Source organism: Phenylobacterium parvum, assembly GCF_003150835.1.
GTDB classification, from domain to species: Bacteria; Pseudomonadota; Alphaproteobacteria; order Caulobacterales; family Caulobacteraceae; genus Phenylobacterium; species Phenylobacterium parvum.
In genome coordinates, this window is sequence record NZ_CP029479.1 from 915,614 (window position 1) to 940,581 (window position 24,968).

Consider the following 24,968-nt stretch of genomic DNA (forward strand, 5'->3'; position numbering starts at 1 on the left):
CAGCCAGGTGAGGGGACCCGCGGAAGGGCCGTTGACCCCCTCCGCCGCGCTGCGCGCGCCACCTCCCCCTGATGGGGAGGAATTACGGAGTCATTGCTCCCCCAAGGGGGAGCTCCCGGCGAAGCCGGGTGAGGGGGTCAAACCCCGTTTCAGCAGACCCCCTCCGGCCCGCTTCGCGGTCCACCTCCCCCATGGGGAGGAATTAGAGCGCCAATTGCTCCCCATCAGGGGGAGCTGTCGGCAAAGCCGACTGAGGGGGTCAACGGCCCCTCAGCTCACCCCCTCCGGCCCGCTGCGCGGTCCACCTCCCACTGGGGGGAGGAATTCGGGCGCCGTTTGTGCGGACGGAACCTGGCCCGCCTCCGCCCTGCGCGTTCAGCCCTTTAGCTGGGCGTAGCCGAGGGCCTCGTTCAGTCGGTCCATGACCTCAATGGCCGCTTCCGGCACCACCGTGCCGGGGGTGAAGATGGCGGCGACGCCGGCTTCGCGCAGGGCGTCGAAGTCCTCGGGAGGAATGACGCCGCCCACCACCACCAGGATGTCCGGGCGGCCCAGGCGGGCCAGCTCGGCCTTGAGCTCGGGCACCAGGGTCAGGTGGCCGGCGGCCAGGGAGCTGGCGCCGACGACGTGGACGCCGTTCTGCACGGCCAGCTCCGCGGCCTCGGCCGGGGTCTGGAAGAGGTCGCCGATGTCGACGTCGAAGCCCAGGTCGGTGAAGCCCGAGGCGATCACCTTCTGGCCCCGGTCGTGGCCGTCCTGGCCCATCTTGGCGACCAGGATGCGGGGCTTGCGGCCGTCCGCCTCGGCGAAGCCGGCGGTGAGCGCGCGGGCGCGGACGGCGGCCGGGGTCTCGCCCGCGGCCTTGAGGTAGACCCCCTGGACGGCGTCGGCCTTCGCCTTGTGGCGGCCGAAGACCTTTTCCAGGGCCAGGGAGATCTCGCCCACCGTGGCCTTGGCCCGGGCCGCCTCGACGGACAGCTCCAGGAGGTTGGCGCCGCCCCTCGCGCCCTCGGTCAGGGCGTTGAGGGCGGCCTCGACGGCGGCGGGGTCGCGCTCGGCCTTCAGCCGGGCCAGCTTCTCCAGCTGGCGCTCGCGCACGGCGGTGTTGTCGACCTTGAGCACGGGGATGACGTCGGCGGTCTCGGGCCGGTAGCGGTTGACGCCGACCACGCTCTGGCGGCCGGAGTCGATCATGGCCTGGGTGCGGGCCGAGGCCTCCTCGATCCGCCGCTTGGGCAGGCCGTCCTCGATGGCCCGGGCCATGCCGCCCAGGGCCTCGACCTCGGCGATGTGCTCAAGGGCGCGGGCCGCCAGCTCGGCGGTGAGGCGCTCGACATAGTAGGCGCCGCCCCAGGGGTCGATGACCCGGTTCTGGCCGCTTTCCAGCTGCAGGAAGAGCTGGGTGTTGCGGGCGATGCGGGCCGAGAAGTCGGTGGGCAGGGCCAGGGCCTCGTCCAGCGAGTTGGTGTGCAGGCTCTGGGTCTGGCCCCCGGTCGCCGCCATGGCCTCGATCAGGGTGCGCGGCACGTTGTTGTAGACGTCGGAGGCCGCCAGGCTCCAGCCCGAGGTCTGTGTGTGGGCGCGCAGGGCCAGGGACCGGGCGTCCTTCGGATCGAACTTCTCCTTCATGAGCTTGGCCCAGAGCAGGCGGCCGGCCCGCTGCTTGGCGATCTCCATGAAGGCGTTCATGCCCGCGTTCCAGAAGAAGGACAGGCGGGGCGCGAACTGGTCCACCGTCATGCCCGCGGCCACGCCGGCGCGGACATAGTCGATGCCGTCGGCCAGGGTGTAGGCCAGCTCCAGGTCCAGCGTCGCCCCGGCCTCCTGGATGTGATAGCCCGAGATCGAGATGGAATTGAACTTCGGCATCTCGCGCGAAGTGTATGAAAAGATGTCGGAAATGATCCGCATCGAGGGTCCGGGCGGATAGATGTAGGTGTTCCGGACCAGGAACTCCTTGAGAATGTCGTTCTGGATGGTGCCCGAAAGCTGGGCGTGGGCGACGCCCTGTTCTTCGGCGGCGACGATGTAGAGGGCCAGGATCGGCAGGACCGCCCCGTTCATCGTCATGGACACGCTCATCTTGTCCAGCGGAATGCCGTCAAAGAGGGTGCGCATGTCGAGGATGGAGTCGATGGCCACGCCGGCCATGCCGACGTCGCCCTTCACCCGCGGGTGGTCGGAATCGTAGCCCCGGTGGGTGGCCAGGTCGAAGGCGATGGACAGGCCCATCTGACCGGCCGCCAGGTTGCGGCGGTAGAAGGCGTTGGAATCCTCGGCCGTGGAGAAGCCCGCATACTGGCGGATGGTCCACGGGTTGGTGAGGTACATGGTCGGGTAGGGGCCCCGGGTGAAGGGGGCGAGGCCCGGGAAGCCGGGATCGGCCAGGCCGGCGACGTCGGCGGGGCCGTAGGCTGGCGCCACGTCAATGCCCTCCGGCGTGGTCCAGGCGGCGCCGGAGGCCGGGGCGGCGTCGGCCGGTGGGGCGTAGTCCAGGGCGGCGAAGTCGGGGAAGGCGCGGCTCATCAGCGGGACTCCCAGGCCTGGGACAGGCGGACGGGGACGAGGGGCGGGCAGGTCGTGTCCGGCCCCGGCAGGCGCGGGTCGGGGGCGGCGGCGGCCGTCACGGCGGGAGCGGCCTCAACCTCGATGGGGGCCTCGGCCTCGGGCGGGAAGGCGGTGACGCCGACGATGCGCGGCTCGCCGGCGGCGGCGCGGGCCTCGGCGGCCTCTTCGGCCTGGCGCAGGACAAGGCCGGACTCCAGGGCGGCGATGACGCCCCCCGCGGCCTCGAGGGCCTGGAAGCGGGCCCAGGCAGCCCGGGCCATGGCGTCCGTCAGGGCCTCGATATAGCCCGCCCCGGCCGCCGGGTCGGCCACCCGGCCGATGTGGGCCTCTTCCATCAGGACCAGCTGCGTGTTGCGGCTCTGGCGGCGGGCGAAGGCGGTGGGCAGGCCCAGGGGGTCGGTGAAGGTCCCGAGGACGATCGCGTCGGCCCCGCCCATGGCCGCGCCGGCGCAGGCCGCGCCCAGGCGCAGCATGTTGGTCCAGGCGTCCTTCGCCGCCAGCATGCGGTGCGAGGAGCGGGCCTCGATCCGGGCGGGGACGGAGACCCCGCAGGCGCCGGTGAGCCGGGCCCAGAGGGCGCGGGCGGCGCGGACCTTGGCGAGGGTGACGAAGTAGTCGGCGTCAGCGGACAACCCCAGCCAGGTCCCGCCCCAGGCCTCCTCCATGGACAGGCCCGCCCGGACGGCGGCCCGGGCGTAGGCGAGGGCGCTGGCCGCGGCGAAGGCCAGCTCTGCCGCCTCGCCGCCGCCCGCCTCGTGGACGATGCGGCCCGAGGCCAGGAAGAGGCCCGCCTGCGGGTGCCGGGCGGCGAGGCGCGCGGCGACGGTGGCGGCGGAGACCAGGTGGGACTCGACCGGTCCGGGGCTGGAGCCCTGGGCCGCAAGGGCGCCGAGGGGGTCCATGTGGAAGTTGAGCTTCGCGGAGGGGGAACCGCGCGCGACCCCGGCGAGCCAGTCGGCCGCCTGCGGCCCGAGGAAGCCGGCGTCGAGGGCGACGGGGGCGATCTCGAGGATGACGTCCTTCAGCACCGTCTCCAGGCCGGCCGCCGAGCCGACGGCGACGCCCGAGGCGCCCGTCGGGTCAATGCGGACCAGGCCCGAGGCGGCCCCGCCCTTCAGGTCGGCCAGGAGGTCGGCGTTGGCCCGGGCCGGGTCGGGGTGTGCCACGACGGACCTCAGGTCCCAGGGCCGCTCGGCGTCCCGGGCGGGAAGGCCCAGGGCCGTGCGCGGGCCCTCGCCCGGCAGGTAGAGCGGGGCGATGGGCAGGCCCTCGGCCGTGGCCGAGACCAGGGTGTCGAGGGACTGACCCTTGAGGGTCTTCTCGACCAGGCTGCGCCATTCGGCGGCGGCGGGTGCGTCTGCAAGCGAGGCGGGTGTCATCGCCCCGTTTGATGGGCGCGGGGGGCACGGTCGTCAAGCGGCGGGACGGGGGGACGTCGGGGAAGGCCGTTGACCCCCTCACCGACCTTCGGTCGGAGCTCCCCCTCGGGGGAGCAATTGTTGAGTCATTCCTCCCCCAAGGGGGAGGTGGCGCGCGCAGCGGGCCGGAGGGGGTCTGCGGCCAGGGACGAGAAGGCTTGGATGATGATATCAATTTGCTTACAATGATAGCGTTGAAATCAATCCAGGATCAACGCCATCATGCCGGCAGTCACCATCCGCAACCTTCCCGAGGAAGTGCATCGCGCCCTGAAGGTCCGGGCGGCCCTGCATGATCGCAGCACCGAGGCCGAGATGCGCGCCATCCTTGAGGCCGCCGTGCGGCCCGACGGCCGACTGCGGCTGGGCACGGCCCTGTCGGAAGCCAGCCGGGAACTGGGCCTCACCAACGCCGACATCGAGGCCCTCGAGTCTTCCCTCGAACTGGTCCGTGACCGGCGGCCTGCCGAGCCCATGATCTTTGAATGAGGGGGTGCCGGGCATGATCCTCCTCGACACCAATGTCATCTCCGAGGCGATCAAGCCGGAGCCTCACCCGTCGGTGCGCGCCTGGCTTGACGCCCAGGTGGCGGAGACCCTGTTCCTGTCCAGCGTCACCGTCGCCGAGCTCCTGTTCGGCATCGGCGTCCTGGCGGAGGGCCGGCGGAAGACCCTGCTCGCGGCCCGGGTCGATGGCCTGCTGGACGTCTTCGCGGGCCGGGTCCTGCCCTTCGATGCGGCGGCGGCCCGGCGTTACGCCGACCTGGCGGTCCGGGTCCGCACGGCGGGGAAGGGATCCCCGACCCCCGACGGCTACATCGCCGCGATCGCCGCGGCGAACGGGTTCGCCGTGGCTTCCGGGGACACCAGCGCGTTCAACGCCGCAGGCCTGGCCGTGATCAACCCCTGGGAGGAATGAGGCGCGGCCGGAGGGCCGTTGACCTCCTCACCGACCTTCGGTCGGAGCTCCCCCTCGGGGGAGCAATTCGCTCCGTAATTCCTCCCCATCAGGGGGAGGTGGCGCGCGCAGCGGGCCGGAGGGGGTCTGCGGCGAGGGCCGTTGCCCCCCTCAGTCGGCTTTGCCGACAGCTCCCCCTTGGGGGAGCCATTGGGTCCGGCCTATGCTGTCCAGATGTCCATGATCAGGCCGAAGCCGCGCATGTCGCCGGTGGTGGTGGGGGCCATTCGGTTCATGGCGTAGCCGAAGGCGGTGCGGGCATCCATGTCGATGATGGCGAGGGACCCGCCGTAGCCGCCCCAGAAGATCGTGTTGGGGTTGGGCGTCGGCATGGAGGCGCCGGCGAGGCCGAAGCCGAGGCCGAAGCGGGCGGGGGCGTGCATGACCAGGTCCTGGCCCTCGACCTGCAACTCCAGGGCCCGGCGGCACCCGGCCTCGGACAGGTAGCGGCGGCCATCCACCTCGCCGCCATTGGCGAGGATGGCGTGGACCCGGGCGATGGCGCGGGCGTTGCCGTGGCCGCCGGCGGCGGGGATCTCGGCGCCGCGCCAGGCGCGGGTCTGGGTGACGGCCACCTCGACCCGGGGGTTGTTGGACATGTTGGCGGTGAGCTCGGGCAGGTCGTCGCCCTCGGCCATGCCCTGGCCCGGCGGAGGCGGGATGAGCTCGGCCACCCGGTGGTCCTCGCTGGCGGGCAGGCCGATGTGGAAGTCGGCGCCCAGGGGCTCGGCGATCTCGGTGCGGAAGACCGTGCCGAGGCTAGCGCCGGTGATGCGGCGGACGACCTCGCCCACCAGGAAGCCCTGGGTCATGCCGTGGTAGCCCGGGGCGGTCCCCGGCTCCCAGAAGGGCGCCTGGGCGGCGAGGAGGGCGGTGGCCTTCTCCCAGTCGTAGAGGTCCTCGACGGTGAGGGGCTCCTTCCAGCCGGACAGGCCCGAGGAATGGCTCATCAGGTGGGCGACGGTGACGGCGGACTTCCCGTTGGCGGCGAACTCCGGCCAGTAGCGGGCGACGGGGGCGTGGAAGTCGAGCTGCCCCCGGTCGGCGAGGAGGAGGGCGGTGACCGCCGTCATGGTCTTGGTCGTGGAATAGACGTTGACCAGGGTGTCCTTCTTCCAAGGGCGGGTCTGGCCCGGATCGGCCCAGCCGCCCCACAGGTCGACGACCATCTCGCCGTTCATGGTGACGGCGAAGGAGGCGCCGACGTCGGCGCCGCTCTCCAGGTTGCCGGCGAAGGTCCGGCGGACGCCTTCGAAACGGGGATCGCAGGTCCCGTGGACTTCAACGCTCATGTCGTGATCCCGTTCTCTCAGCCCGCCAGGGCGCCCCACATGCCCATGACGAGGCCGACGGCGCGGACGTCGCCCGTGGTGGTCGATTCCATCCGGTTCATGGCGTAGCCGAAGGCCGCCCGGTTCTCCATGTCGATGACCGCCAGGGAGCCGCCGTAGCCGCCCCAGTAGAGGACGCTGGCGTTGGGCGTCGGCAGCACCCCGCCGGCGAGGCCGAAGCCAAGGCCGAAGCGGGCGGGGGTGTTGAGCACCCTGTCGTGCCCCTCGACCTGCAGCTCGAGGGCCCGGCGGCAGCCGGCCTCGGAGAGGTAGCGCCGGCCATCCACTTCCCCGCCGTTGGCGAGGATGGAATGGACCCGGGCGATGGAGCGGGCGTTGCCCTGGCCGCCGGCGGCGGGGATCTCCGCCGCGCGCCAGGCGCGGGTGCGGGTCTCACGGACGTCGATGCCGGGATTGGTGGCCATGTTGGCGGTGAGCTCGGACATGGCCCCGTCCTCGATGGCCCCGCCGCGCGGGGGCGGGATCAGCTCGGCGACGCGGTCGTCCTCGCTGGCGGGCAGGCCGATGTGGAAGTCGGCGCCGAGGGGCTCGGCGATCTCCTCGCGGAAGACCGTGCCGAGGCTGCGTCCGGTGATGCGGCGGACGACCTCGCCCACCAGGTAGCCCTGGGTGAGGGCGTGGTAGCCGGGGGCCGTGCCGGGCTCCCAGAAAGGCGCCTGGGCGGCGAGCAGGGTGGTGACCTTGTCCCAGTCGTAGAGGTCGGCCTTTGAAATCGGTTCCTTCCAGCCGGACAGGCCGGAGGAATGGGCCATGAGCTGGGCGACGGTGACGGCGGCCTTCCCGTTCGCCGCGAACTCCGGCCAGTACTTCGCCACGGGGGCGTGGAAGTCGAGCTCGCCCCGGTCCGCCAGGAGGAGGGCGGTGAGGGCGGTCATGGTCTTGGTGGTCGAGTAGACGTTGACCAGGGTGTCCTTCTCCCAGGGCCGGGTCTTGGCCGGGTCGGCGAAGCCGCCCCAGATGTCGACCACGAACTCTCCGTTCACCGTGGCGGCGAAGGACGCGCCGACGTCGAGGCCGTTTTCCAGGTTACCGGCGAAGGCCTGCCGGACGCCTTCGAAACGGGGATCACAGGTCCCCTGCACTTCCATTCCCATGATGTTTCCCCCTGTACGGCCTCGCAGGCCGCGTTTCCGGCGCAGGTTTGACAGCCCGACGCGGCGGCGTCCAGCATCCGGCTGGGCTGGGGGTGGGCGCGGCCTTGCCGTTGACCCCCTCCGTCCCGGGACTGGCGTCCCGGTCCACCTCCCCCTGGGGGGAGGAATTAGAGAGCGCTCAATTGCTCCCCATCAGGGGGAGCTGTCGGCGAAGCCGACTGAGGGGGTCAATCCCCGTCGCCGTTGACCCCCTCCGTCCCGGGACTGGCGTCCCGGTCCACCTCCCCCTGGGGGCAGGGGAATCGCATTTGGCGGGGCCTCGGAAAAGGAACCGGAACGGGTGAGCGTCTGTTATCCAGGAAGCGGCTACCGTTTTTGTTTTGTTCACAGCTTTTCGATCGAGCAGATCTTGCATACGCAAGTCGTTCGATAGGCGGAGTCCATATGCAATAGCCCTGCCCCTGGGGGGAGGAATTAGAGAGCGCTCAATTGCTCCCCATCAGGGGGAGCTGTCGGCGAAGCCGACTGAGGGGGTCAATCCCCGTCGCCGTTGACCTCCTCCGTCCCGGGACTGGCGTCCCGGTCCACCTCCCTCTGGGGGGAGGAATTAGAGAGCGCTCAATTGCTCCCCCAAGGGGGAGCTCCCGGCGGAGCCGACTGAGGGGGTCAATCCCCGTCGCCGCGGCTCCCCCTTTCCCCCGGCGGCGGGAGGGTTAGAATGGTCGCCGGCCGTTCGCCGGCGACCCGGGGCTTTCTTGCTCCGGGGCTCTATTGTACGACGTAAACATTCAGGTTTCAGAACAGGAATTCGCCCGTGGCCCTGCCTCCCATTCTTTCCCAGCGCCTGCGCCTGCCCGTCATCGCCTCGCCGCTGTTCATCATTTCCGGACCCGACCTGGTCATCGCCCAGTGCAAGGCGGGGATCGTCGGCTCGTTCCCGTCACTGAACGCCCGGCCGATCAGCCAGCTGGACGAGTGGCTGGCCCGGATCACCGAGGAGCTGGCCGACTGGGACCGCAAGAACCCCGACCGGCCCTCCGCCCCGTTCGCCGTGAACCAGATCGTCCACAAGACGAACAACCGGCTCGATGAGGATGTGGCCCTCTGCAAGAAGTACAACGTGCCGGTGGTCATCACCTCGCTGGGCGCCAATGTGGACGTGAACGCCGAGATCCATTCCTGGGGCGGCGTGATCCTGCATGACGTGATCAACGACAAGTTCGCCCGCAAGGCGATCGAGAAGGGCGCCGACGGCCTGATTCCCGTGGCGGCCGGCGCCGGCGGCCACGCGGGCGGCCTGTCGCCCTTCGCCCTGATGCAGGAGCTGCGCCAGTGGTTCGACGGGCCGATCGCCCTGTCGGGCTCCATCGCCTGCGGCCGCTCCATCCTGGCCGCCCAGGCCATGGGCGCGGACCTGGCCTATATGGGCTCGGCCTTCATCGCGACGAAGGAAGCCAACGCCGTCCAGGGCTACAAGGACATGATCGTCGAGAGCTCGGGCGAGGACATCGTCTACTCGAACCTCTTCACCGGCGTGCACGGCAACTATCTGCGCCCCTCCATCGAGCGGGCGGGCCTGGACCCGGACAACCTGCCCCAGGCGGACCCCTCGAAGATGAACTTCGGCTCGGGCGGCAACACCGAGGCCAAGGCCTGGAAGGACATCTGGGGCTGCGGCCAGGGCATCGGCGTGCTCAACGACATCCCCTCGACGGCGGACTTTGTCGACCGGCTGGCGGCGGAGTACGAGACGGCCAAGGCCGAGCTGGCGGCCAAGACGGCCCTGACCTCTGGGCGGCATCTGGCGGCGGTCTGAGCCGACGGACTGGACTGAGAACGGGGGGGCGGGGCGCAGGCTCCGCCCCCTTTTTCGTGTTCGCCCCGGGTCAGGCCCGCCCGTTCATCTCGTCGCCTGCATCCTTCGGGAGGCGCAGGTAGAAGGCGAGGGAGACGAAGGTCACGGCGCCGATGACCAGGAAGATGGGGGCGACGACCTCGACGGTGAGGGTCGTGAGGCCCCTCGCCTGCATGGAGACGTGCAGGAGGGTGGCGGCGAGGCCGATGCCGATGGACTGGACGAGCTGCTGGGCCATGGAAGACAGGGTGGAGGCGCGGCTCATCCGCTCGGGGTCGATGTCCGCGTAGGCCATGCCGTTCAGGCTGGTGAACTGGAGGGAGCGGAAGAAGCCGCCGACCAGGAGGACCCCGACGATCACGAGGTGGGGCGTGGCGGCGCCGAAGGCGGCGCAGGCCATGAAGCTGAGGCCGACGATGAAGGTGTTGACCACCAGGACCCGGCGGAAGCCGAACCGGCGCAGGATGGGCGGCGCCGCGGTCTTCATCACCAGGGCGCCGGCGGCGCTGACGAAGGTGAGGAGGCCGGCCTGGAGGGCGTTCATCCCCATGGCGACCTGGAAGAGCAGGGCCAGCAGGAAGGGGTTGGCCCCCATGGCCATGCGCATGAAACCTCCGCCCACCACGGAGGCCCGGAAGGTGCCGACCCGGAAGAGGCTGGTGTCCAGGATGGCGTGGGGATTGCCGCGGGCGTAGCGGGCATAGGCCCAGAGGAGCCCCAGGCCCAGGGCGAAGAGGCCGGCGACAAGGAGGGGCGGCAGGACGTCGCGTCCCAGGTTCTCGAATCCGAAGATCAGGGCGGCGAGGCCGAGGCCAGTGAGGGCCACGCCCGGCCAGTCGATGGGCGCCACGTCCTGCCCGGCCACCCGGGGCACGTGGCGCAGGACGAGGACGAGGCCGACGGCGGCGATGGGGAGGTTGATGAAGAAGATCCAGCGCCAGTCGGCGAATGTGACGATGGCGCCGCCGAGGACCGGGCCGATCACCGGGCCTAGGAGGGCGGGCATGGTCAGGATGGAGAGGGCGCCGACAAGCTGTGACTTGGGGGTGGTGCGCAACAGGACCAGCCGGCCGACCGGGCCCATGAGGGCGCCCGCCGCGCCCTGGGCGATCCGGGCGGCCACGAGCGCCGGAAGGGATCCGGCCAGGCCGCAGGCGGCGGAGGCCAGGGCGTAGAGAAGGATGGCGGCGACAAAGACCCGACGGGCGCCGAACCTGTCGGCGGCCCAGCCGCTGACCGGCAGGAAGACGGCGGCGGCGAGCATGTAGAGAGTGATGGCGAGGTTCAGCCGTAGCGGCTCGACGCCCAGGGAGACGGCCATGGTGGGCAGGGCGTTGGTCAGGACCGTGGCGTTGAGGGTCTGCATGAGCAGGGCCCCGCCGATGATGGCCGGGACCCGCCAGTCCGCCTTCCCGGCGGCCCCCTGGGGCGTTTCTGGAAGGGACATGTTGTCCGGATGACCTGAAAGAATGACCTGGAGTGCAATGCGGTCAGGTTCCGCCTTTCGGCGGCCCCTGCCAAGTCATTCCGGCGGGGGATCGAGACCCTCGAGGGCGCGACGGGCGGCGGCGGCGATCCGGGACAGGCGGCGGGCGGCCTGGGCGAGCTCGGCCGCGGCCTCGCGGGCGCGCGGCCCCTGGAGGCGTCGACTGGCCGCCGGCAGGGGGACGGCGAGGGCTGCGGCCTCTTCTGAAAGGCGCTGGAGCCGGCCGGCGGGGCTGCGCCGCCAGGCCCTGCGGTTGGCGAGGCGACGGCGGGCGTCCGCCCTCAGGCGAGCCTCGCTGCGGCGGGCCGGGGGGCGGGGGTCGAAGCCGGACAGGCAGACACCCTGGCGGCGGTCCATGCGCTCGTCCCAGGCCTGGGTGAAGGCGGCGTCGATCCGGCGCTCGATGCGCAGGCATTCGCCCAGCTCGCCGGGCGGGTCCTCGGGAAGAGTCATGGCGACAATGTAGTAAAAATACAGTCACTCGCCAAATTTCAGAGGGGAATTTCGGGCGGCGCATCGGGGCGGCGCATCGGCGCGCGCGCTTCGGGGGTCAGTCGCCCTGGATCAGGATCCGTCGGGCCTGCCAGGGCGGGACGATGGCGGTGATGTGGGCGGCCCAGCGCAGGCGGGCGTCCCGGCGGGTGGGACCGGCGACGCTTTCCAGGTCGAAGCGCCCGGGGGCGCCGCCGCGAAGAAGCCGTTTGACCAGGACCTCGCCCGTATCGAGCTCGACCACCACGACCTGGCCCAGCATGTCGGGGCTGGGCGGGGTGCGCTGGTCTTCGAAGTAGATGAGGGCGCCATCGTCGGCGAGACCGCGCATGGAGTGTCCAGTCACGCGCAGGGCCACGGCGCGCTCCGTTCCGCCCGGGGGAAGGGGGGCGAACTCCGGCGGGGCCTGGCCGCCGGCGAGCAGGACCTCGCCGCCGGGATCGGCGCCGACCCGGCCGATGACCGGGGCTGGCCGGGGCTGGCCTGTGTCTGAAGCCGCTCCCGCTCCCACGGCCGCGCCCTGGGCGTCGTAGAGCCAGTCGGGGCGGACGCCGAAGGCCGAGGCGTAGTCCCGGGCCCGGCGCCAGGAATAGGGTGCGTTGCCGTTCTCGTTGGAGGCGTAGGTGTTGCGGTTCCAGCCATGCGCCTCGGCCGCCGCGGCGGCGGTCTCGAAGCCCGCGGCGAGGCGGGCCTGGCGCAGGCGGGCGGCGCGATCGTCCATGGCCGGACCCTAGCGATCCCGAGATGTATGTAAACTACAAAATTTGTTTGCGCGTTCACTGTATGTTCCATACGGTCCGTGGCATGACCTACAGACCTGATGTTTCGACCCGATCCCCCCGGCCCGGCGATATCCACGATTACGCCGCCCTACGTCAGAGCGGGACGCACCCCGAGCGGGTGCGCACCGAGCTGGAGCTTCGTCCCGGCCAGGCCCGGCGGCTGGAGCGCGTCTTCCGGGCCCGCGCCGCCCGGGGCGAGGGTGACCGCCAGCTGCCCAAGTTCGCGCACCACGACCGGCATGTCCGGGCGGTGATGGCCCAGGGGGGATTCTGGTCCCTCTCGGAGCGACGCATCGGCCGGGACGGGGTGGCCGTGTGCCTGCCCCTCCTGCCGCCAGCGACGACGGGGCGACGCCCATGAGCGCGGAGATTTCTGCGCCGCCGTCGGCCGCGGAGGTGGTGGCCGAGGCCCTGAGGCTGCGGGCGCCTGCGGGGCGAGGCCTGTTCCTGCGCCAGCTGATGGCCCACGCCCTGGCCGGCCTGACCCTGATGGAAGGCGCCGACGCCGCCAGCGAGGCCGCCTACCGCCTGGCCGACGCGGCCGCCAGCCCGCGGAGGCCGGCATGACGGCGTCGCAGGCGAAGGGCCGCGCGGCGGAGCGCCCGCCGGTGCGCAGGCTGTCCGGCCTGGAGTCCCTGCAGAGGCGGGGCCGGATCAGCCGCAGCCAGAGGGCGGCGGGGGAGGCCTACGGCGCGGTCTGGCGCAGGTCGCGGGCCGAGGGGAGCCTGCCGTCGTCCCTGTCGGCCGAAGCGGCTCTGGGTCTGGGGCGGGGAATCTCCGCGCCGGACCCCGGCCGGGGCCTGACCGCGGCGGAGGCCCGTTTGAGGGCGCGCCATCACCTGGCGGGACTGCGGCGGCGGCTGAAGCATCACCCCGCCCTGGTGGCCGCCTGCGACCGGATCTGCGGCCAGGAACTGACCCCCCGGGAGGCGGCGGGGGGCGACCGGGAGGCGGGGCGGCTGGAGGCGGTGCTGGCCATCGCCCTGGACCTGCTGCTGCGGGACTAGGCGGCGAGGGGGTTTGACCCCCTCAGTCAGCTTCGCTGACAGCTCCCCCTTGGGGGAGCAATGGCTCCCTAATTTCCCCCTTGGGGGAGCAATGGCTCCCTAATTCCTCCCCATCAGGGGGAGGTGGACCGCGCAGCGGGCCGGAGGGGGTCAGCGGCGACGGGGAATGACCCCGTCAGTCGGCTCCGCCCGGAGCTCCCCTTGGGGGAGCAATTGGGTGACCTAGAAGGTGAGGCCCGACCAGGCGGTGCGGCAGTGGTGCTGGTCGCGGAAGGCGTCGGCGGTCATGCCCGCCACGCCGCCGCCGCTGGCCACGTCGAGGGCCTGGACGTTGCCACGGGCGAAGTCGGCCCACGCGGGGGCGCCGGCGCCGTTCGGGTTCCCGGTCCGGGCGAAGTTGGTCCAGTAGGTCGACATGGTCGCCTGCAGGGCCTTCTGCTCGGCGTTCTGGCCTGCGGAGGCCATGCCGAATAGATAGGGCAGTTCGAAGGCGTGGGCCGCCCCCTGGGGCAGGCTGAGGACATAGCGGCCCCCGAAGGCGCCGACGATGGGCACGGCGGTCTGGTCGCGGAATTCGTACATCCAGGTCGGCGACTTCCGGGCGGCGATCCGCGAGGAGACGTTGATCCCGTTGCAGGAGAAGGTGCTGTCGGTGGAGGCGGCGGCCGAGGCGAAGCTGGGCGCCAGGGCCGGGTCATCGCCGAAGCGGCTGAGGGGATAGTAGCGCTCGGACAGGGCTCCCGCCGGAACACCCTGGGCGGCCTCCACCTGGCGGGCGGACTTGGCGAAGCCCTCTGCGGTCAGGAGGAAGGACCGGTCAGCCGGGTTGAAGTTCGGCGGCTGGCTGCGCATTCGGGCCTCCAACTCAGTGATGGCGAAGAAGAGGCGCATCTCGTCTTCATTGGACCCATTCATCACCGGGACGCGGTTGTTCCGGCCGGCGGCGAAGGTCGCCTTCACGGTGGCGGGAAGGACCCGGCCGTCGACCGACGGCACCAGGTTGCCGACCCCCTTGCCGTAGGCGTTCATGAGTTTTCCGCGCACCAGGGCTTCGGGCAGGCTGCGCATGCAGGCGGCCGAGGCCGGATCCGCCGCGCAAGCCGGGCCGGCGTCCTGGCCGGACACGGCCGCCTTGAGGGCGGCGGCGCTGACGGCCTCCATTTCGGCCTGGGTCTTCTGGCTGTCCACTCCGTAAGCCCCGCTCTGGATGATGGCCTTGTCGAAGAGGCCCCTGGACAGGGGTGAAGCGAGGTGGGTGAGGACGCTGAAGCCGCCCGCCGATTCCCCGAAGATCGTCACGTTGCGGGCGTCGCCGCCGAACCGGGAGATGTTGGCCCGCACCCACTTGAGGGCGGCCTGCTGGTCCATGATTCCGTAGTTCCCCGCCGAGCCGCCGGAGGCGCGCAGGGCCGGATGTGCGAGGAAGCCCATGGCTCCGAGCCGGTACTGGACGGTGACCACGATCACCCCGCGCGAGACCAGGGGGCTCGGGTCGGCGTAGGTGGAGGCGTCGCCGGTGGTGAAGGCGCCGCCGTGGATCCAGACCATGACCGGGTAGCGGCCCTTGGCGGCCGGGGCGTGGACGTCGAGGTAGAGGCAGTCCTCGCTTTCGGTCCGGGACCGGAAGGGGCTCTCGGGGCCGGTCTGGAGGCAGGGGGCGGCGGACTTGCCGCGGGCGATGGGTTCCTTCCACTTCGCCGCCGGCTGGGGCGCGCGCCAGCGAAGGTCGCCGACGGGCGGCGCGGCGAAGGGAATGGCGAAGTAGGAGACCATCTCGCCCCGGGCGGTGGCCTGGACCGGACCGCCGGCGGTCTTCACCACCGCAGGCGCCGCGGCGGCGGCGGCCGAGGCGGACATGAGGCCGGCGAGGATGAGGCCCGAAGCCGCCGCCCGGATCCGGGCCGTGATCGTCGTTTGCATGTGCGTTCCCCCCGGACCCGACGGTCTTCCGACGGGGTCCGCCCTCTCTATGGCCCCGGGCTCGTGGCGGCGCAATCCGGGGGGGATGTAATTTCCCGGTGGTATTCTTTGGTCCCTCGCGGGGCCGGGACTAGGATGCAGGCCTGATCCGGAGCCGCGCCTGTGGCCCTGGACCCTGATCCCGGACCCCGAGAGACCATGACCCCGACGACGGCGAAGGCCGCCGACGCGCAGGGCGGCTATTCCCGCGCGCTCGGCCTGGAAATCTGTGACCGCACGGCGGCGGGCGGCGCGCCCCGGACCCTGAGGCGCTCGCCCCTGAACGTGCTCCAGCGCGACCTGCGGGCCTGGCTGGACGGCGACCCCGAGTTCGCGGCCCTGTTCGGCCTGGCCTGCGCGGCGGGGGCGACGCCCCTGCGCTACAGCCTGACGCGGGCGGCGGACTTCTGCGGGCGGATCGCCGCGGGGGCGCCGATGAGCGAGGCCTGCGGGGCGGAGGGCATGCCCTCGCTGGCCACCGTGCAGTGGTGGACCCAGAGGCGGCCGGAGTTCGCCGCCATGCTGGCCGCCGCCCTGGACGCCCAGTCCCGGCGGCTGGCGGACGAGGTGACGGCGATCTCCGACGCCGCCAGCCCGGAGACCCTGCAGATCTCGCGCATGCGCATCGCCGCCCGCCAGTGGCTGGCCGTGCGCCTGGCCCGGCAGACGCCGGAGGTCCCGGGGCGTGTGGTCGCCGACGCGGAGGGCTGGCCGCCCGGCCTGGTGGTGGAGGCGGCGGAGTTCTGATGCGGATCCCCCGGACCTGGACCCCGCGTCCCTACCAGCTGGGCCTCTGGCGCTACCTGCAGGGCGGGGGCCTGCGGGCCGACGTGGCCGCCCATCGCCGCTGGGGCAAGGACGAGGTGGCCCTGCACTGGACGGCGAGCCGGATGGTCACCCGCCCCGGCGTCTACTGGCACATGCTGCCCGAGGCGGCCCACGCCCGGAAGGCGATCTGGGAGGCGGTGAACCCGCACACCGGCCGGCGGCGGATCGACGAGGCCTTCCCCAGGGCCCTGCGCGCCTCCACCCGGGGCGGGGACATGCGGATCGAGCTGAAGAACGGCGCGGTCTGGCAGGTGACGGGCTCGGACAACTACGACCGGCTGGTGGGCGCCTCGCCCCTGGGGGTGGTGTTCTCGGAGTGGGCCCTGGCCAAGCCGGAGGCCTGGACCTACCTGCGCCCGATCCTGGCGGAGAACGGCGGCTGGGCCCTGTTCCTCTGGACGCCGAGGGGCCGCAACCACGCGGTGCGGGCCTTCGAGAGCCGCAGCCGGGACCCGGACTGGTTCACCCTGAAGTCCCCCGCCACCCACACCGACGTCTTCACCGCCGAGCAGCTGGCCAAGGAGGAGGCCGACCTGGTGGCGGAGACCGGATCGGCGGAGGAGGGACGGGCCCGGTTCGCGACCGAATACCTGGTGGCCTTCGACGCGCCCTCGCCGGGCGCCTATTACGGAGCATCCCTGGCGGAGGCCGAGGCGGCCGGGCGGATCACGGCGGCGCCCCACGATCCCTCGCTGAAGGTGGACACCGCCTGGGACCTGGGCATCGACGACGCCACGGCCATCTGGTTCCTGCAGGAGGCCGGCCGCGAGGTGCGGGTGATCGACTATTTCGAGGCCTCGGGGGAGGGGCTGCAGGCCATTGTCCGCAAGGCCCTGGCGGATCGGCCCTTTGTCTATGGCCGCCACTACCTGCCGCACGACGTGAAGGTGCGTGAGCTGGGGGCGAACGGACGCTCGCGGCTGGAGACCCTGGCGGGACTGGGGGTGAGCCCGGTGGAGGTCTGCCCGGCGGCCAATCCCGAGGACCGGATCCACGCGGTGCGGCAGATGATCCCCATGGCCGTCTTCGACGCCCGGCGCTGCGCCGTCGGCCTGGACCGGCTGAGGGCCTATCGCAAGCGCTGGAGCGCCGCCCTGCACGCCTGGTCGGGGCCCGTGCACGACGGGGCGAGCCACGCCGCGGACGCCCTGGGGCTCTACGCCCTCAACCGGCGGGGCGGGAGCGCCGTGAAGCGCCCTGTCCGCCGCCGCGAACACCCCCTGGACTGGATGGCCTGAGGACCTGCGCATGGATGACGAGACGAGAGACGACGAGGCGAAGACCGCGGACGAGCGGACCCTGGCCCGGGCGCGGGCCGAGTTCGCCCGGGCGCGGGAGGCGGGCCGGGAGGACCGGGAGGCCGCCGCCGAGGACCTGCGCTTCGCCCGGCTGGGCGAGCAGTGGCCTGAGGCGATCCGCCGGGCGCGGGAGCTGGAGGGCCGGCCCTGCCTGACCCTGAACCGGCTGCCGGCCTTCATCCGGCAGGTGGTGAACGAGGCGCGGCAGAACCGGCCGGCCATCACCTGCCATCCGGTGGACTCCGCCGCCGATCCCGGCACGGCGGAGGTGCTGAACGGGCTGATCCGCAACATCGAGCAGTCCTCTGACGCCGACGTGGCCTACGACACCGCCCTGGACTTCGCCGTGACCTGCGGCTTCGGCGTGCTGCGCATCGTGGCCCGGCCGGCGGAGGCGGGTGGCGAGGACCTGGACCTTGCGATCGAGCGGGTGGCCGACCCCTTGAGCGTCTGGGGCGACCCGGACTCCCAGGCCGCGGACTCCTCCGACTGGGACACCGCCTTCGTGACCCGGCAGATGCGGCGCGAGGCCTTCCGCGCGCGCTGGCCGGACGCCGAGCCGGTGGACTGGAGCGATGCGGCAACGGCGGGGGCGGGGCCTGCGAACGCGACCGGGGACCCGGTGACCGTGGTGGAATACTGGCGGCGGGAGGCCGTGACCCGGCGGATCGTGACCCTGGCCGACGGGCGCGAGCTGGAGGCGGAGGCCTTTGAGGCGCGCCGGCCCTTCCTGGAGGCGGCGGGGCTGGCGCCCGTCGGCGCCCCCCGGGAGGTGGCGGGCGTGCGCGTGGTGCAGAGGATCCTGTCCGGCGCGGCGGTTCTGGAGACGGTGGACTGGCCGGGCAGGTTCATCCCCCTGGTCCCGGTCTATGGCGAGGAGGTCCGGGTGGATGGCCGGCGGCGCCTCCGCGGCCTGGTGCGCGACGGCCGGGACGCCCAGCGCATGTTCAACTACTGGCGCACGACGAGCACGGAGCTGGCGGCCCTGGCGCCCCGCGCCCCCTTCATCGGCCGCAAGGGCGCCTTCGACACCGATCAGGCCAAGTGGGCGACCGCCCACAGCCAGACCCACGCCTACATCGAGTACGACGGCCCGGAGCCGCCCATCCGCCAGCCGTTTGCGGGGGTTCCCGCCGGGGCCCTGCAGGAGGCGCTGAACGCCGCCGACGACCTGAAGTCGATCCTCGGCCTGCATGACGCCAGCCTGGGGGCGCGGTCCAATGAGACGAGCGGGCGGGCCATCCTCGCCCGGCAGAGGGAGGGGGACGTCTCGACCTTCCACTACATCGACAACCTGTCGCGGGCGATCCGCCACGCCGGGCGCATCCTCATCGACCTGATCCCCAAGGTGTACTCGACCCAGAGGATGGTGCGCATCCTGGGGCCGGACGGGGCGCCGGCCCTGGTGCAGGTGAACGGAGAGGGCGGCGGCGGCGGCCGGGTCTTTGACCTCGGCGCCGGCCGCTATGACCTGACGGTGCGGGCCGGACCTTCCTTCGCCTCGCGCCGGGAGGAGGCGGCCAGCCAGATGATCGAGCTGATCCGCGCCTATCCCCCGGCGGCGCCCCTGATCGGCGACCTGCTGGCCCGGAACCTGGACTGGCCGGGGGCGGACGAGGTGGCGCGGAGGCTGGCGCGGGCGAACGGCGGGGGGTGAGGGCGTCAGCCCAGCAGTTCAGTGACCAGGGCGGGGCGGCGGTCGATCAGGGCCAGGAGGACACGGGCGGGCCCGGTCGGGCGGCGGCGGCCATGCTCCCAGTTCAGGAGGGTGGCCCGGGGCACGCCGATGCTGCGGGCGAAGGCGCCCTGGGACAGGCCGGTGCGGGCGCGGATCGCCGCAACGTCGACCTCTGCGGGAACCTCGACCTGGCGGACGGCCGCAGGGGTGGTTTCACCGCGCCGGAAGGCGAGGGCTTCCTCGAGGCCGCGGATCAGGCTGTCAGCTTGGGTCATTGGGGAGTTCCGTAGGATGAGATCAGCGTGCGGCTCAGCCGGATCGCCGCCGCCAGTTCCAAAGGCGTCAGGTTGTCCTGCTCGTTCTTGGCGAACAGGGTGATCAGGAAGATCGGCATGTGCACGCCTCCAAAGACATAGAAGACCCTGAAGCCGCCGCGCCTGCCGGCGCCCGAGCGGGCCGCCCGGAGTTTCCAGAGACCACCTCCGAGGGAAAGGCCGGTTTCCGGTTCGGCTGCGATCCGGTCGACGAGGGCGAAGCGCTCGGCTTCCGAGAGGTGGGCCTTGGCGCGGCGGAGGAACTCCGGAGTCTCGACGACCGTCTGAAGCCGACCGGATTTATGTGTCAATGGCGTATATGTCAATGGCGCATAGCTTTTTCATCTCGCCCGCCTCTCCCGATCTCGACACTTTAAGATGTTCTTTTTTTGTTCTCGTCGCGCGGTTGTGGCAGGATGTTTCCATGATGGAGGATTGCGGATGACGGACGAGATCCTGGACGAGGGCCCGGTTGAGGGCGTGGACGTGGCGGAGACGGAGGTCTCGGAGGAGGCTCCGGAGGATGCGTCCGAGGACGCCCCCGAGGACGCGCCCGCCGCGGAGGACGACCGGTCCGGGTGGGGGGAGATCGAGGTTGATGGGGAGGTTTACCTGACGCCGCCGGCGCTGAAGTCGGCCTTCCTGCGGCAGGCGGACTATACCCGGAAGACCCAGGAGCTGGCCGAGCAGAGGCGGCGGATGGAGGCCGAGCGGGAGGCCGCGGGGGCCCATGTGGCGGCGCGGGCGCGGCTGCACCTGCTGGACGAGCAGGCCCTGGCGCTGGAGGGGCTGGACTGGCCGGCCCTGGAGGCGGCGGACCCGGAGCGGGCGCGGGCCCTGGCCGAGCGCCGGCAGGCCCTGTCGGAAACCCGCGAGCGTGCGGCCTTTGATCTGGCCCGGCGCGAGCACGAGACCCGGATGGCCAATGAGGCGGCCGAGGCAGAGGCGGTGATGGCCACCGGCCGGGCGCTGTCGGAGCAGATCGAGGGCTGGTCGCCGGCCCTGGCGGCGGACCTGGCCGACTATGCCCGCAGCTTCGGTGTCGAGGCCGACGAGCTGCGCCAGATCAACGATGCGCGCCTGTGGCGGATCCTGCACCGGGCCCACCTGGGCGAGACCCTGGCCCGGCGCCTGGCCGAGGCGGACCGGCGGGCCGCGCGCCCTGCGGTGAGGCCCGCCGCCGATCCCGGACGACCGGGGGGCGGCGCCCCGGGCCTGGACGACCGGATGGAGACGGCGGAGTGGATGCGCCGGCGCAACGCCGGCGGCCTGCGCGAGCGTCGCCGTCCAAGGCCCTGAACGACCTGAGTTTTCCGCGTCGCGAGCAGGCCCCTGACCCAGGGACTTCGCGCCGCGCCCCGGCGAGGCCGGGCGGACCTGGAGACCTCCAGCACAGCCGCCCGGCCTGCGCCCGAACGCCCTGAACCCTGAACCCTGAACCCTCAAGCCGGGCCCGGCCCGGAAAGGACCCCTGATGCCCAATTCCCTGCTGACGGCCGCCACGGTCACCCGTGAGGCCCTGCGCGTCGACTGAAGGCGCCTTCGCGGGGCGACCCGCGTCGAAGAACGATGTGAATTCGGTGAACTCCTAAACCGCGCCCCAGAGCCCGGACGCCCCCCTCCTGCGGGCCCCGGAGCGGCATGGACACACCGAGCCAAGCCCGATCCCGGAGACGGGGGCGGGAAGGTGTAACGACTATCCCGCAAGGGAGTAGGGCCAAGCGGCCCGAAGCGCATCGCACCCCCCAGGTCCACTGGACCTGGCGGGTGATGAGATAGTCTGCTCTGCGGCGGAAACCCGCAGTGGCCCGAAAGGGCGGCCCCGGCCCAGCGACCCGGGGTGAACACAAAGGCCTGCACCAGAAACTGAACTTCGTCGGCACCATCTCGCGGGAGTACGACGACCGCTTCGCCCGCCAGGGCGCCAAGATCGGCGATACGCTGAAGGTGCGCCTGCCCAACCAGTACGCCGTGCGCAACGGGCCGGCCCTGGCGACCCAGGACACCAGCGAGTCCAGCGTGGACCTGAAGGTCCAGACCCAGAAGGGGGTGGACCTGAACTTCACCAGCGTCGACCTGACGATGAGCCTGGACGACTTTTCCGACCGGGTCCTGGAGCCGGCCATGAGCGTGCTGGCGGCCTCCATCGAGGCCGACGCCATGACCATGTACCAGGACGTGGCCAACCAGGTGAACAGCCAGGGCTCGGCGGCCACCTTCCAGAAGGTGCTGCAGGGCCGGAAGATCCTGGTGGACAACCTGGCGCCCCTGGGCGGCCGTACGGCCAACCTGAACACCCAGGACAACATGGACCTGGTGGACGCCCTGAAGGGACTGTTCAACGACTCCGACGCCGTCGCCAAGCAGTACCGCGAGGGCTACATGGGCCGCACGGCCGGGTTCGACTTCATGGAGAACACCCTCTGGCCCTCGCACCTGCGGGGCGGCGGCGCCGGCTACACCACCAACACCCTGCCGGCCGCCCTGCCGCCCGGTCCCAACCCGGTGAACGCCATCACGGTGGCGACGGGGACGGGGACCCTGGCCAAGGGCGATGTCCTGACCATCGCCGGCGTCATGCGGGTGCACCCGGAGACCAAGGCCAGCACCGGCGTGCAGCAGCAGTTCGTGGTGACCCAGGCCTTTGCGGGCGGGGCGGGCGTGGTGCAGATCTCGCCGCCGATCATCACCACGGGGCCGCAGCAGACGGTGACCCTGGCGACCACCAACGCGGCCTCGCCGATCACGGTGGCGGGGACGGCCAACACGGCCCACGGCCTGTCGATGCTCTACCACAAGAGCGCCTTCGCCTTTGCGACGGCGGACCTGGTGATGCCCCGGGGCGTCGACTTCTCGGCCCGGCAGACCTTTGACGGGATCTCCATGCGGATCGTGCGCCAGTACGACATCAACAGCGACAGGTTCCCCTGCCGGCTGGACGTCCTCTACGGCTACCGGACCCTGCGCCCGCAGCTGGCCTGCCGCCTGGCCTGCAACTGAGGCTGAAGGGACCTCCCGTCCCCGGATGACCTCCGGGGGCGGCGAGGCCCGCCGGCCCCTTGCTTCCCGGCCTTTCCCCCACCTGACCAAGGAGACCCCCGCATGGGGCTTTCGACCTTTGACGAACTGAAGGCCGCCGTGGCCGACTGGCTGGACCGCGAGGACCTGTCCGGCCGGACCGGCGACTTCATCGCCCTGGCCGAGGCGCGGCTGAACCGGCTGATGGGCTTTTCGGCCCTGACCGCGCGGGTGGAGCTGGAGGCCGGGGCCGGGCAGGCCGAACTGGCCGCGCCCGCCGACCTGCGCGACGCCCTGTCGCTGGTCCGGGCCGGGGACGGGGCGGCCCAGGGCTTTCGCGCCGAGGCCGGGCGGCTGGTGCTGTCGCCGCCGCCGGAGGCGCCGGTGCGGCTGGTCCTGACCTACCGGGCCCGGCCGCGGCTGAGCGAGGCGACGCCGGCCAACCCGGTGCTGGCCGAGCATCCCGACCTCTACCTGTTCGGCGCCCTGGCCGAGGCGGCCCCCTTCCTGCGGGACGGCGAGATGCTGCCGGTCTTCGCCGCCCGCTTCGACGCGGCCCTGACCGAGGCGCGGATGCGCGAGGCCCGGATCGCCGCGCCGGCGCCGCCGAGGGTCGACCCGGCCCTCATGGCGCTGCTGGACCGACGGCCATGATCCCCGCCGATCCGGGGCCTGGCGCCCCGCCGGCCCTGCGCCCCCTGCTGGCGGCCATGCTGGACGCCCTGAGGGCCCTGGAGGCGCCGGCCGCCCCGATGCCGGCGGCGACCTGCCTGCGCGCCGACCTTCCCCCCGCCGCGGCCTGGCCCTGGCGGATGATCCTGGTCCGGGACCTGGGGGTCCTGGCCCATTCCGACGGGGTCCGCTGGATCCGTCACGACACCGGACAGGAGATCTGAATGCCCTCTTCCGCCACGCCGAGCCTGCGCCTGGAAATGCAGGCCGCCGGCGAGAACCTGAACACCTGGGGCGCACCCAAGCTGAACACGGTGATCGCCCTGATCGACTTCGCCATCGCCGGCTGGACGGCGGTGAACCTGACGGGCAACGCGGTGCTGACCAGCGCCAACTTCGCCCCCGACCAGGCCCGCGCGGCCATGCTGAAGTTCACCGGCCAGGGGGGCTGCACGGTGACCCTGCCCTCGGTGAGCAAGCGCTACGACGTGGTCAACGCCACCGCCGGGACCCTGACCCTGACCACCGGGGCGGGACAGGCGGCGGTGCTGGGTCCCGGCGACGCCGGGCCGGTGACCTGCGACGGGGTGAACGTGCTGGGCGCCCAGATCGGCGGCCGCAGCCTCAAGGCCTATGTGGACGCCCAGGCCTGGGCCGGCCAGTCGGGCAACCTTCCCGGCCAGGAGGGGGCGGCGGGCCTGCCCCTGGTGAGCGACGGCCAGGCCCCCCGCTGGGCGCCCCTGAGCGCCGCCGCGATTTCCGACTTCGACCGCCGGGCGGCCGCCCTGGCCCTGTCCCTGGCCGCCGCCCTCTGAGCCCTTTTCCTGACGGAGACCTTCCATGCCCGTGACGCCCAACTCGATCATCACCCCCCAGGTCCCGCGCTCGGCCTCGGGGGTGGCCACCGCAGCCAACACCGCCTACGGCGACGCCCCGGCCGGGGCGGCCCTGATCTTCGCCGCCGGTCCCAACGGGGCGCGGGTGACGCGGGTCACCGCCGTGACCCGGGCCAGCCTGACCGCCACCGAGTGCCAGCTGTTCCGCGACCACGACGGGACGGGGACGGTGAAGCGCTTCTTCGCCAGCCGCCTCATGCCCGCCGTGACCGTCTCGCCCTCCACGGCCCAGGCGGCGGTGGACTTCGGCTATTCCGACTCGGCGCCCCTGCTGCTGGGGGCCGGGGAGAAGCTGTACGGCGCCATCGGCCAGGCCCAGGCGGGCGTGGTCTTCTGCGTGGAAGGGGCCGACTACTGATGCGCGGGCCGCCGGGACTGATCGCGCCCCGCGGGCTCATCGCCCCTCCGGGCCTGCGCGGGCTTGCCGGCCCGGGGCGTCGGCGCCGCGGCGGCGTGCGCGTGGACTACCTCGTCGTGGGGGGCGGGGGTGGGGGAGGGGGAGCAAGCTACGGTGGAGGTGGTGGTGGCGGCGGTGGCGGTGTCCTCGTCGGGGTAGAGGTTTTGCTTCCCGTAGGCCGAGTCCCGATTGTCGTGGGCGCAGGGGGTGCTGGAGGGCTCCCAGCCGCCGCTAACAGCGGGGGCGAAAGTGGCGGTGATAGCTCTATCGGCAATACTCTTGTCGCGCGCGGGGGCGGTCGGGGCGGTGGAAACGGTCCTGACCTCGCTGGGGATGGTGGCTCTGGCGGCGGAGGATGGGGAGTAAGCCAGCCTGGCGGCGAAGCTACGCCCGGGCAGGGGTTTCGTGGTGGAGACGGGGGAGGCAGGACAGCCGCCGGTGGAGGCGGGGGCGCTAGTGAGCAAGGTCAGTCGGGGGTCTCTGGCGTAGCCGGCCGAGGAGGCCAGGGCTTGAGCCTTCAATTCCGAGGATATCTGGGGATCTTTGGTTCTGGCGGCGGCGGTGGGGCGAACATCAATCTCGGTGGAAGTCAGGGTGGGATTGGTGGATCGAATGCGGGTAACGGCTCCGCTCAGACCGACGGAACCTCTGCGCCATCCAACTTTGGCGGCGGTGGGGGAGGAGGCGGTTACGACGGAGCTTCTCCGGTCGGTCGTGGAGGACGCGGGGGATCAGGTGTCGTCGTCATTTGGAGCCGCGACCCTAGATTGACCGCCGAGGGTTGCGACGAGCGGGCAGTAGATGGTGGCAAGCTGTTGGTGTTTAGCGCCGATGGATTTATCTCGATTGTGGGTTGAGGGCGCATTGTCCCTCAACCGTTCGAAGGCGATGAGGGT

At 72.0% G+C, this 24,968-nt stretch carries 26 protein-coding genes; 16 read left to right on the forward strand and 10 right to left on the reverse strand.

The window, feature by feature from the left end; translation table 11 throughout:
- Positions 1–375: 375 nt before the first annotated feature.
- Together scpA and HYN04_RS04370 are read right to left on the reverse strand one after the other, a co-directional pair.
- Positions 376–2,526, reverse strand: coding sequence for a methylmalonyl-CoA mutase (gene scpA / locus HYN04_RS04365; RefSeq protein ID WP_110449625.1), 2,151 nt, complete (start codon positions 2,524–2,526; stop codon positions 376–378).
- Positions 2,526–3,947 (reverse strand): methylmalonyl-CoA mutase family protein, encoded by a 1,422-nt coding sequence (locus HYN04_RS04370; RefSeq protein WP_110449626.1) that lies wholly within the window; start codon positions 3,945–3,947, stop codon positions 2,526–2,528. Before HYN04_RS04370 ends, scpA begins: the two co-directional genes overlap by 1 nt.
- Positions 3,948–4,208: 261 nt before the next feature.
- Here HYN04_RS04370 and HYN04_RS04375 point away from each other — a divergent pair, with 261 nt between their 5' ends.
- Together HYN04_RS04375 and HYN04_RS04380 are read left to right on the forward strand one after the other, a co-directional pair.
- Positions 4,209–4,475 (forward strand): FitA-like ribbon-helix-helix domain-containing protein, encoded by a 267-nt coding sequence (locus HYN04_RS04375; RefSeq protein ID WP_110449627.1) that lies wholly within the window; start codon positions 4,209–4,211, stop codon positions 4,473–4,475.
- Positions 4,476–4,488: 13 nt separating this feature from the next.
- On the forward strand, positions 4,489–4,905 hold the full coding sequence (locus HYN04_RS04380) for a PIN domain-containing protein (protein ID WP_110449628.1): 417 nt from the start codon (positions 4,489–4,491) through the stop codon (positions 4,903–4,905).
- A 200-nt stretch (positions 4,906–5,105) separates the two neighbouring features.
- Here the strand turns inward: HYN04_RS04380 and HYN04_RS04385 are convergent, their stop codons facing one another.
- Both HYN04_RS04385 and HYN04_RS04390 read right to left on the reverse strand, forming a co-directional pair.
- Positions 5,106–6,236 carry a serine hydrolase domain-containing protein gene (locus HYN04_RS04385; RefSeq protein ID WP_110449629.1) on the reverse strand — a complete coding sequence of 377 codons (1,131 nt, stop codon included), beginning with the start codon at positions 6,234–6,236 and terminating at the stop codon, positions 5,106–5,108.
- 17 nt (positions 6,237–6,253) lie between these two features.
- Positions 6,254–7,390, reverse strand: a complete 1,137-nt coding sequence (locus HYN04_RS04390; RefSeq protein WP_110449630.1) for a serine hydrolase domain-containing protein — start codon at positions 7,388–7,390, stop codon at positions 6,254–6,256.
- A gap of 814 nt (positions 7,391–8,204) precedes the next feature.
- Here HYN04_RS04390 and HYN04_RS04395 point away from each other — a divergent pair.
- Entirely contained in the window at positions 8,205–9,206 is a 1,002-nt protein-coding gene (locus tag HYN04_RS04395) for an NAD(P)H-dependent flavin oxidoreductase (RefSeq protein WP_110449631.1), read from the forward strand.
- Between the two features lie 70 nt (positions 9,207–9,276).
- On the opposite strand, the gene HYN04_RS04400 is transcribed toward HYN04_RS04395, so the two are convergent.
- From HYN04_RS04400 to HYN04_RS04410, 3 genes are all read right to left on the reverse strand, one after another.
- Positions 9,277–10,692: an MFS transporter gene (locus HYN04_RS04400; RefSeq protein ID WP_110449632.1), complete on the reverse strand. Its 1,416-nt coding sequence runs from the start codon at positions 10,690–10,692 to the stop codon at positions 9,277–9,279.
- Positions 10,693–10,767: 75 nt separating this feature from the next.
- The gene (locus HYN04_RS04405; protein ID WP_110449633.1) at positions 10,768–11,184 is read right to left on the reverse strand and encodes a hypothetical protein; all 417 of its coding nucleotides are present in this window, start codon (positions 11,182–11,184) and stop codon (positions 10,768–10,770) included.
- A gap of 97 nt (positions 11,185–11,281) precedes the next feature.
- On the reverse strand, positions 11,282–11,944 hold the full coding sequence (locus HYN04_RS04410; RefSeq protein WP_110449634.1) for a S24 family peptidase: 663 nt from the start codon (positions 11,942–11,944) through the stop codon (positions 11,282–11,284).
- Positions 11,945–12,027: 83 nt separating this feature from the next.
- On the opposite strand from HYN04_RS04410, the gene HYN04_RS04415 reads away from it, so the two are divergent.
- The 3 genes from HYN04_RS04415 to HYN04_RS04425 are packed head-to-tail and all read left to right on the forward strand — an operon-like array spanning position 12,028 to position 13,012.
- A complete protein-coding gene (locus HYN04_RS04415; protein WP_162599536.1) occupies positions 12,028–12,366 on the forward strand; it encodes a hypothetical protein in 339 nt (112 codons plus the stop codon).
- On the forward strand, positions 12,363–12,572 hold the full coding sequence (locus HYN04_RS04420) for a hypothetical protein (protein WP_110449636.1): 210 nt from the start codon (positions 12,363–12,365) through the stop codon (positions 12,570–12,572). Before HYN04_RS04415 ends, HYN04_RS04420 begins: the two co-directional genes overlap by 4 nt.
- Positions 12,569–13,012, forward strand: coding sequence for a hypothetical protein (locus HYN04_RS04425; RefSeq protein ID WP_110449637.1), 444 nt, complete (start codon positions 12,569–12,571; stop codon positions 13,010–13,012). Before HYN04_RS04420 ends, HYN04_RS04425 begins: the two co-directional genes overlap by 4 nt.
- Before the next feature lie 222 nt (positions 13,013–13,234).
- Here the strand turns inward: HYN04_RS04425 and HYN04_RS04430 are convergent, their stop codons facing one another.
- Positions 13,235–14,932, reverse strand: a complete 1,698-nt coding sequence (locus HYN04_RS04430) for a carboxylesterase/lipase family protein (protein WP_110449638.1) — start codon at positions 14,930–14,932, stop codon at positions 13,235–13,237.
- 198 nt (positions 14,933–15,130) lie between these two features.
- Here HYN04_RS04430 and HYN04_RS04435 point away from each other — a divergent pair, with 198 nt between their 5' ends.
- The 3 genes from HYN04_RS04435 to HYN04_RS04445 are packed head-to-tail and all read left to right on the forward strand — an operon-like array spanning position 15,131 to position 18,754.
- On the forward strand, positions 15,131–15,718 hold the full coding sequence (locus HYN04_RS04435) for a terminase small subunit-like protein (RefSeq protein ID WP_162599537.1): 588 nt from the start codon (positions 15,131–15,133) through the stop codon (positions 15,716–15,718).
- Entirely contained in the window at positions 15,718–17,037 is a 1,320-nt protein-coding gene (locus HYN04_RS04440) for a hypothetical protein (RefSeq protein ID WP_110449640.1), read from the forward strand. Before HYN04_RS04435 ends, HYN04_RS04440 begins: the two co-directional genes overlap by 1 nt.
- 10 nt (positions 17,038–17,047) lie before the next feature.
- Positions 17,048–18,754 (forward strand): portal protein, encoded by a 1,707-nt coding sequence (locus HYN04_RS04445; protein ID WP_110449641.1) that lies wholly within the window; start codon positions 17,048–17,050, stop codon positions 18,752–18,754.
- Between the two features lie 5 nt (positions 18,755–18,759).
- Here HYN04_RS04445 and HYN04_RS04450 read toward each other — a convergent pair whose 3' ends face one another.
- Positions 18,760–19,050, reverse strand: a complete 291-nt coding sequence (locus HYN04_RS04450; protein WP_110449642.1) for a helix-turn-helix domain-containing protein — start codon at positions 19,048–19,050, stop codon at positions 18,760–18,762.
- Positions 19,047–19,400 (reverse strand): type II toxin-antitoxin system RelE/ParE family toxin, encoded by a 354-nt coding sequence (locus HYN04_RS04455; RefSeq protein WP_110449643.1) that lies wholly within the window; start codon positions 19,398–19,400, stop codon positions 19,047–19,049. The genes HYN04_RS04450 and HYN04_RS04455 overlap by 4 nt, the downstream gene beginning before the upstream one ends.
- A 130-nt stretch (positions 19,401–19,530) precedes the next feature.
- Between HYN04_RS04455 and HYN04_RS04460 the strand changes: the two genes are divergently transcribed.
- The 7 genes from HYN04_RS04460 (at position 19,531) to HYN04_RS13800 (ending at position 24,929) form a co-directional block, all read left to right on the forward strand.
- On the forward strand, positions 19,531–20,388 hold the full coding sequence (locus tag HYN04_RS04460; RefSeq protein ID WP_110449644.1) for a hypothetical protein: 858 nt from the start codon (positions 19,531–19,533) through the stop codon (positions 20,386–20,388).
- A gap of 504 nt (positions 20,389–20,892) precedes the next feature.
- A complete protein-coding gene (locus HYN04_RS04465) occupies positions 20,893–22,089 on the forward strand; it encodes a P22 phage major capsid protein family protein (RefSeq protein WP_162599538.1) in 1,197 nt (398 codons plus the stop codon).
- A 102-nt stretch (positions 22,090–22,191) separates the two neighbouring features.
- On the forward strand, positions 22,192–22,761 hold the full coding sequence (locus tag HYN04_RS04470; protein ID WP_110449646.1) for a phage adaptor protein: 570 nt from the start codon (positions 22,192–22,194) through the stop codon (positions 22,759–22,761).
- Positions 22,758–23,003: a hypothetical protein gene (locus HYN04_RS04475; protein WP_110449647.1), complete on the forward strand. Its 246-nt coding sequence runs from the start codon at positions 22,758–22,760 to the stop codon at positions 23,001–23,003. The genes HYN04_RS04470 and HYN04_RS04475 overlap by 4 nt, the downstream gene beginning before the upstream one ends.
- Entirely contained in the window at positions 23,004–23,594 is a 591-nt protein-coding gene (locus tag HYN04_RS04480; RefSeq protein WP_110449648.1) for a hypothetical protein, read from the forward strand. It begins immediately after the preceding gene.
- A gap of 25 nt (positions 23,595–23,619) precedes the next feature.
- Entirely contained in the window at positions 23,620–24,033 is a 414-nt protein-coding gene (locus HYN04_RS04485; RefSeq protein WP_110449649.1) for a hypothetical protein, read from the forward strand.
- Entirely contained in the window at positions 24,033–24,929 is an 897-nt protein-coding gene (locus HYN04_RS13800) for a glycine-rich domain-containing protein (RefSeq protein WP_338418733.1), read from the forward strand. Before HYN04_RS04485 ends, HYN04_RS13800 begins: the two co-directional genes overlap by 1 nt.
- The last annotated feature ends 39 nt before the right edge of the window (positions 24,930–24,968 follow it).

Bases quoted from the DNA above. Each gene is read 5' to 3' on its own strand.
- scpA (WP_110449625.1), bottom strand. From the start codon at position 2,526: ATGAGCCGCGCCTTCCCCGACTTCGCCGCCCTGGACTACGCCCCACCG.
- HYN04_RS04370 (WP_110449626.1), bottom strand. From the start codon at position 3,947: ATGACACCCGCCTCGCTTGCAGACGCACCCGCCGCCGCCGAATGGCGC.
- HYN04_RS04375 (WP_110449627.1), top strand. From the start codon at position 4,209: ATGCCGGCAGTCACCATCCGCAACCTTCCCGAGGAAGTGCATCGCGCC.
- HYN04_RS04380 (WP_110449628.1), top strand. From the start codon at position 4,489: ATGATCCTCCTCGACACCAATGTCATCTCCGAGGCGATCAAGCCGGAG.
- HYN04_RS04385 (WP_110449629.1), bottom strand. From the start codon at position 6,236: ATGAGCGTTGAAGTCCACGGGACCTGCGATCCCCGTTTCGAAGGCGTC.
- HYN04_RS04390 (WP_110449630.1), bottom strand. From the start codon at position 7,390: ATGGGAATGGAAGTGCAGGGGACCTGTGATCCCCGTTTCGAAGGCGTC.
- HYN04_RS04400 (WP_110449632.1), bottom strand. From the start codon at position 10,692: ATGTCCCTTCCAGAAACGCCCCAGGGGGCCGCCGGGAAGGCGGACTGG.
- HYN04_RS04405 (WP_110449633.1), bottom strand. From the start codon at position 11,184: ATGACTCTTCCCGAGGACCCGCCCGGCGAGCTGGGCGAATGCCTGCGC.
- HYN04_RS04410 (WP_110449634.1), bottom strand. From the start codon at position 11,944: ATGGACGATCGCGCCGCCCGCCTGCGCCAGGCCCGCCTCGCCGCGGGC.
- HYN04_RS04415 (WP_162599536.1), top strand. From the start codon at position 12,028: ATGACCTACAGACCTGATGTTTCGACCCGATCCCCCCGGCCCGGCGAT.
- HYN04_RS04420 (WP_110449636.1), top strand. From the start codon at position 12,363: ATGAGCGCGGAGATTTCTGCGCCGCCGTCGGCCGCGGAGGTGGTGGCC.
- HYN04_RS04425 (WP_110449637.1), top strand. From the start codon at position 12,569: ATGACGGCGTCGCAGGCGAAGGGCCGCGCGGCGGAGCGCCCGCCGGTG.
- HYN04_RS04430 (WP_110449638.1), bottom strand. From the start codon at position 14,932: ATGCAAACGACGATCACGGCCCGGATCCGGGCGGCGGCTTCGGGCCTC.
- HYN04_RS04435 (WP_162599537.1), top strand. From the start codon at position 15,131: ATGACCCCGACGACGGCGAAGGCCGCCGACGCGCAGGGCGGCTATTCC.
- HYN04_RS04440 (WP_110449640.1), top strand. From the start codon at position 15,718: ATGCGGATCCCCCGGACCTGGACCCCGCGTCCCTACCAGCTGGGCCTC.
- HYN04_RS04445 (WP_110449641.1), top strand. From the start codon at position 17,048: ATGGATGACGAGACGAGAGACGACGAGGCGAAGACCGCGGACGAGCGG.
- HYN04_RS04450 (WP_110449642.1), bottom strand. From the start codon at position 19,050: ATGACCCAAGCTGACAGCCTGATCCGCGGCCTCGAGGAAGCCCTCGCC.
- HYN04_RS04460 (WP_110449644.1), top strand. From the start codon at position 19,531: ATGACGGACGAGATCCTGGACGAGGGCCCGGTTGAGGGCGTGGACGTG.
- HYN04_RS04470 (WP_110449646.1), top strand. From the start codon at position 22,192: ATGGGGCTTTCGACCTTTGACGAACTGAAGGCCGCCGTGGCCGACTGG.
- HYN04_RS04475 (WP_110449647.1), top strand. From the start codon at position 22,758: ATGATCCCCGCCGATCCGGGGCCTGGCGCCCCGCCGGCCCTGCGCCCC.
- HYN04_RS04480 (WP_110449648.1), top strand. From the start codon at position 23,004: ATGCCCTCTTCCGCCACGCCGAGCCTGCGCCTGGAAATGCAGGCCGCC.
- HYN04_RS04485 (WP_110449649.1), top strand. From the start codon at position 23,620: ATGCCCGTGACGCCCAACTCGATCATCACCCCCCAGGTCCCGCGCTCG.
- HYN04_RS13800 (WP_338418733.1), top strand. From the start codon at position 24,033: ATGCGCGGGCCGCCGGGACTGATCGCGCCCCGCGGGCTCATCGCCCCT.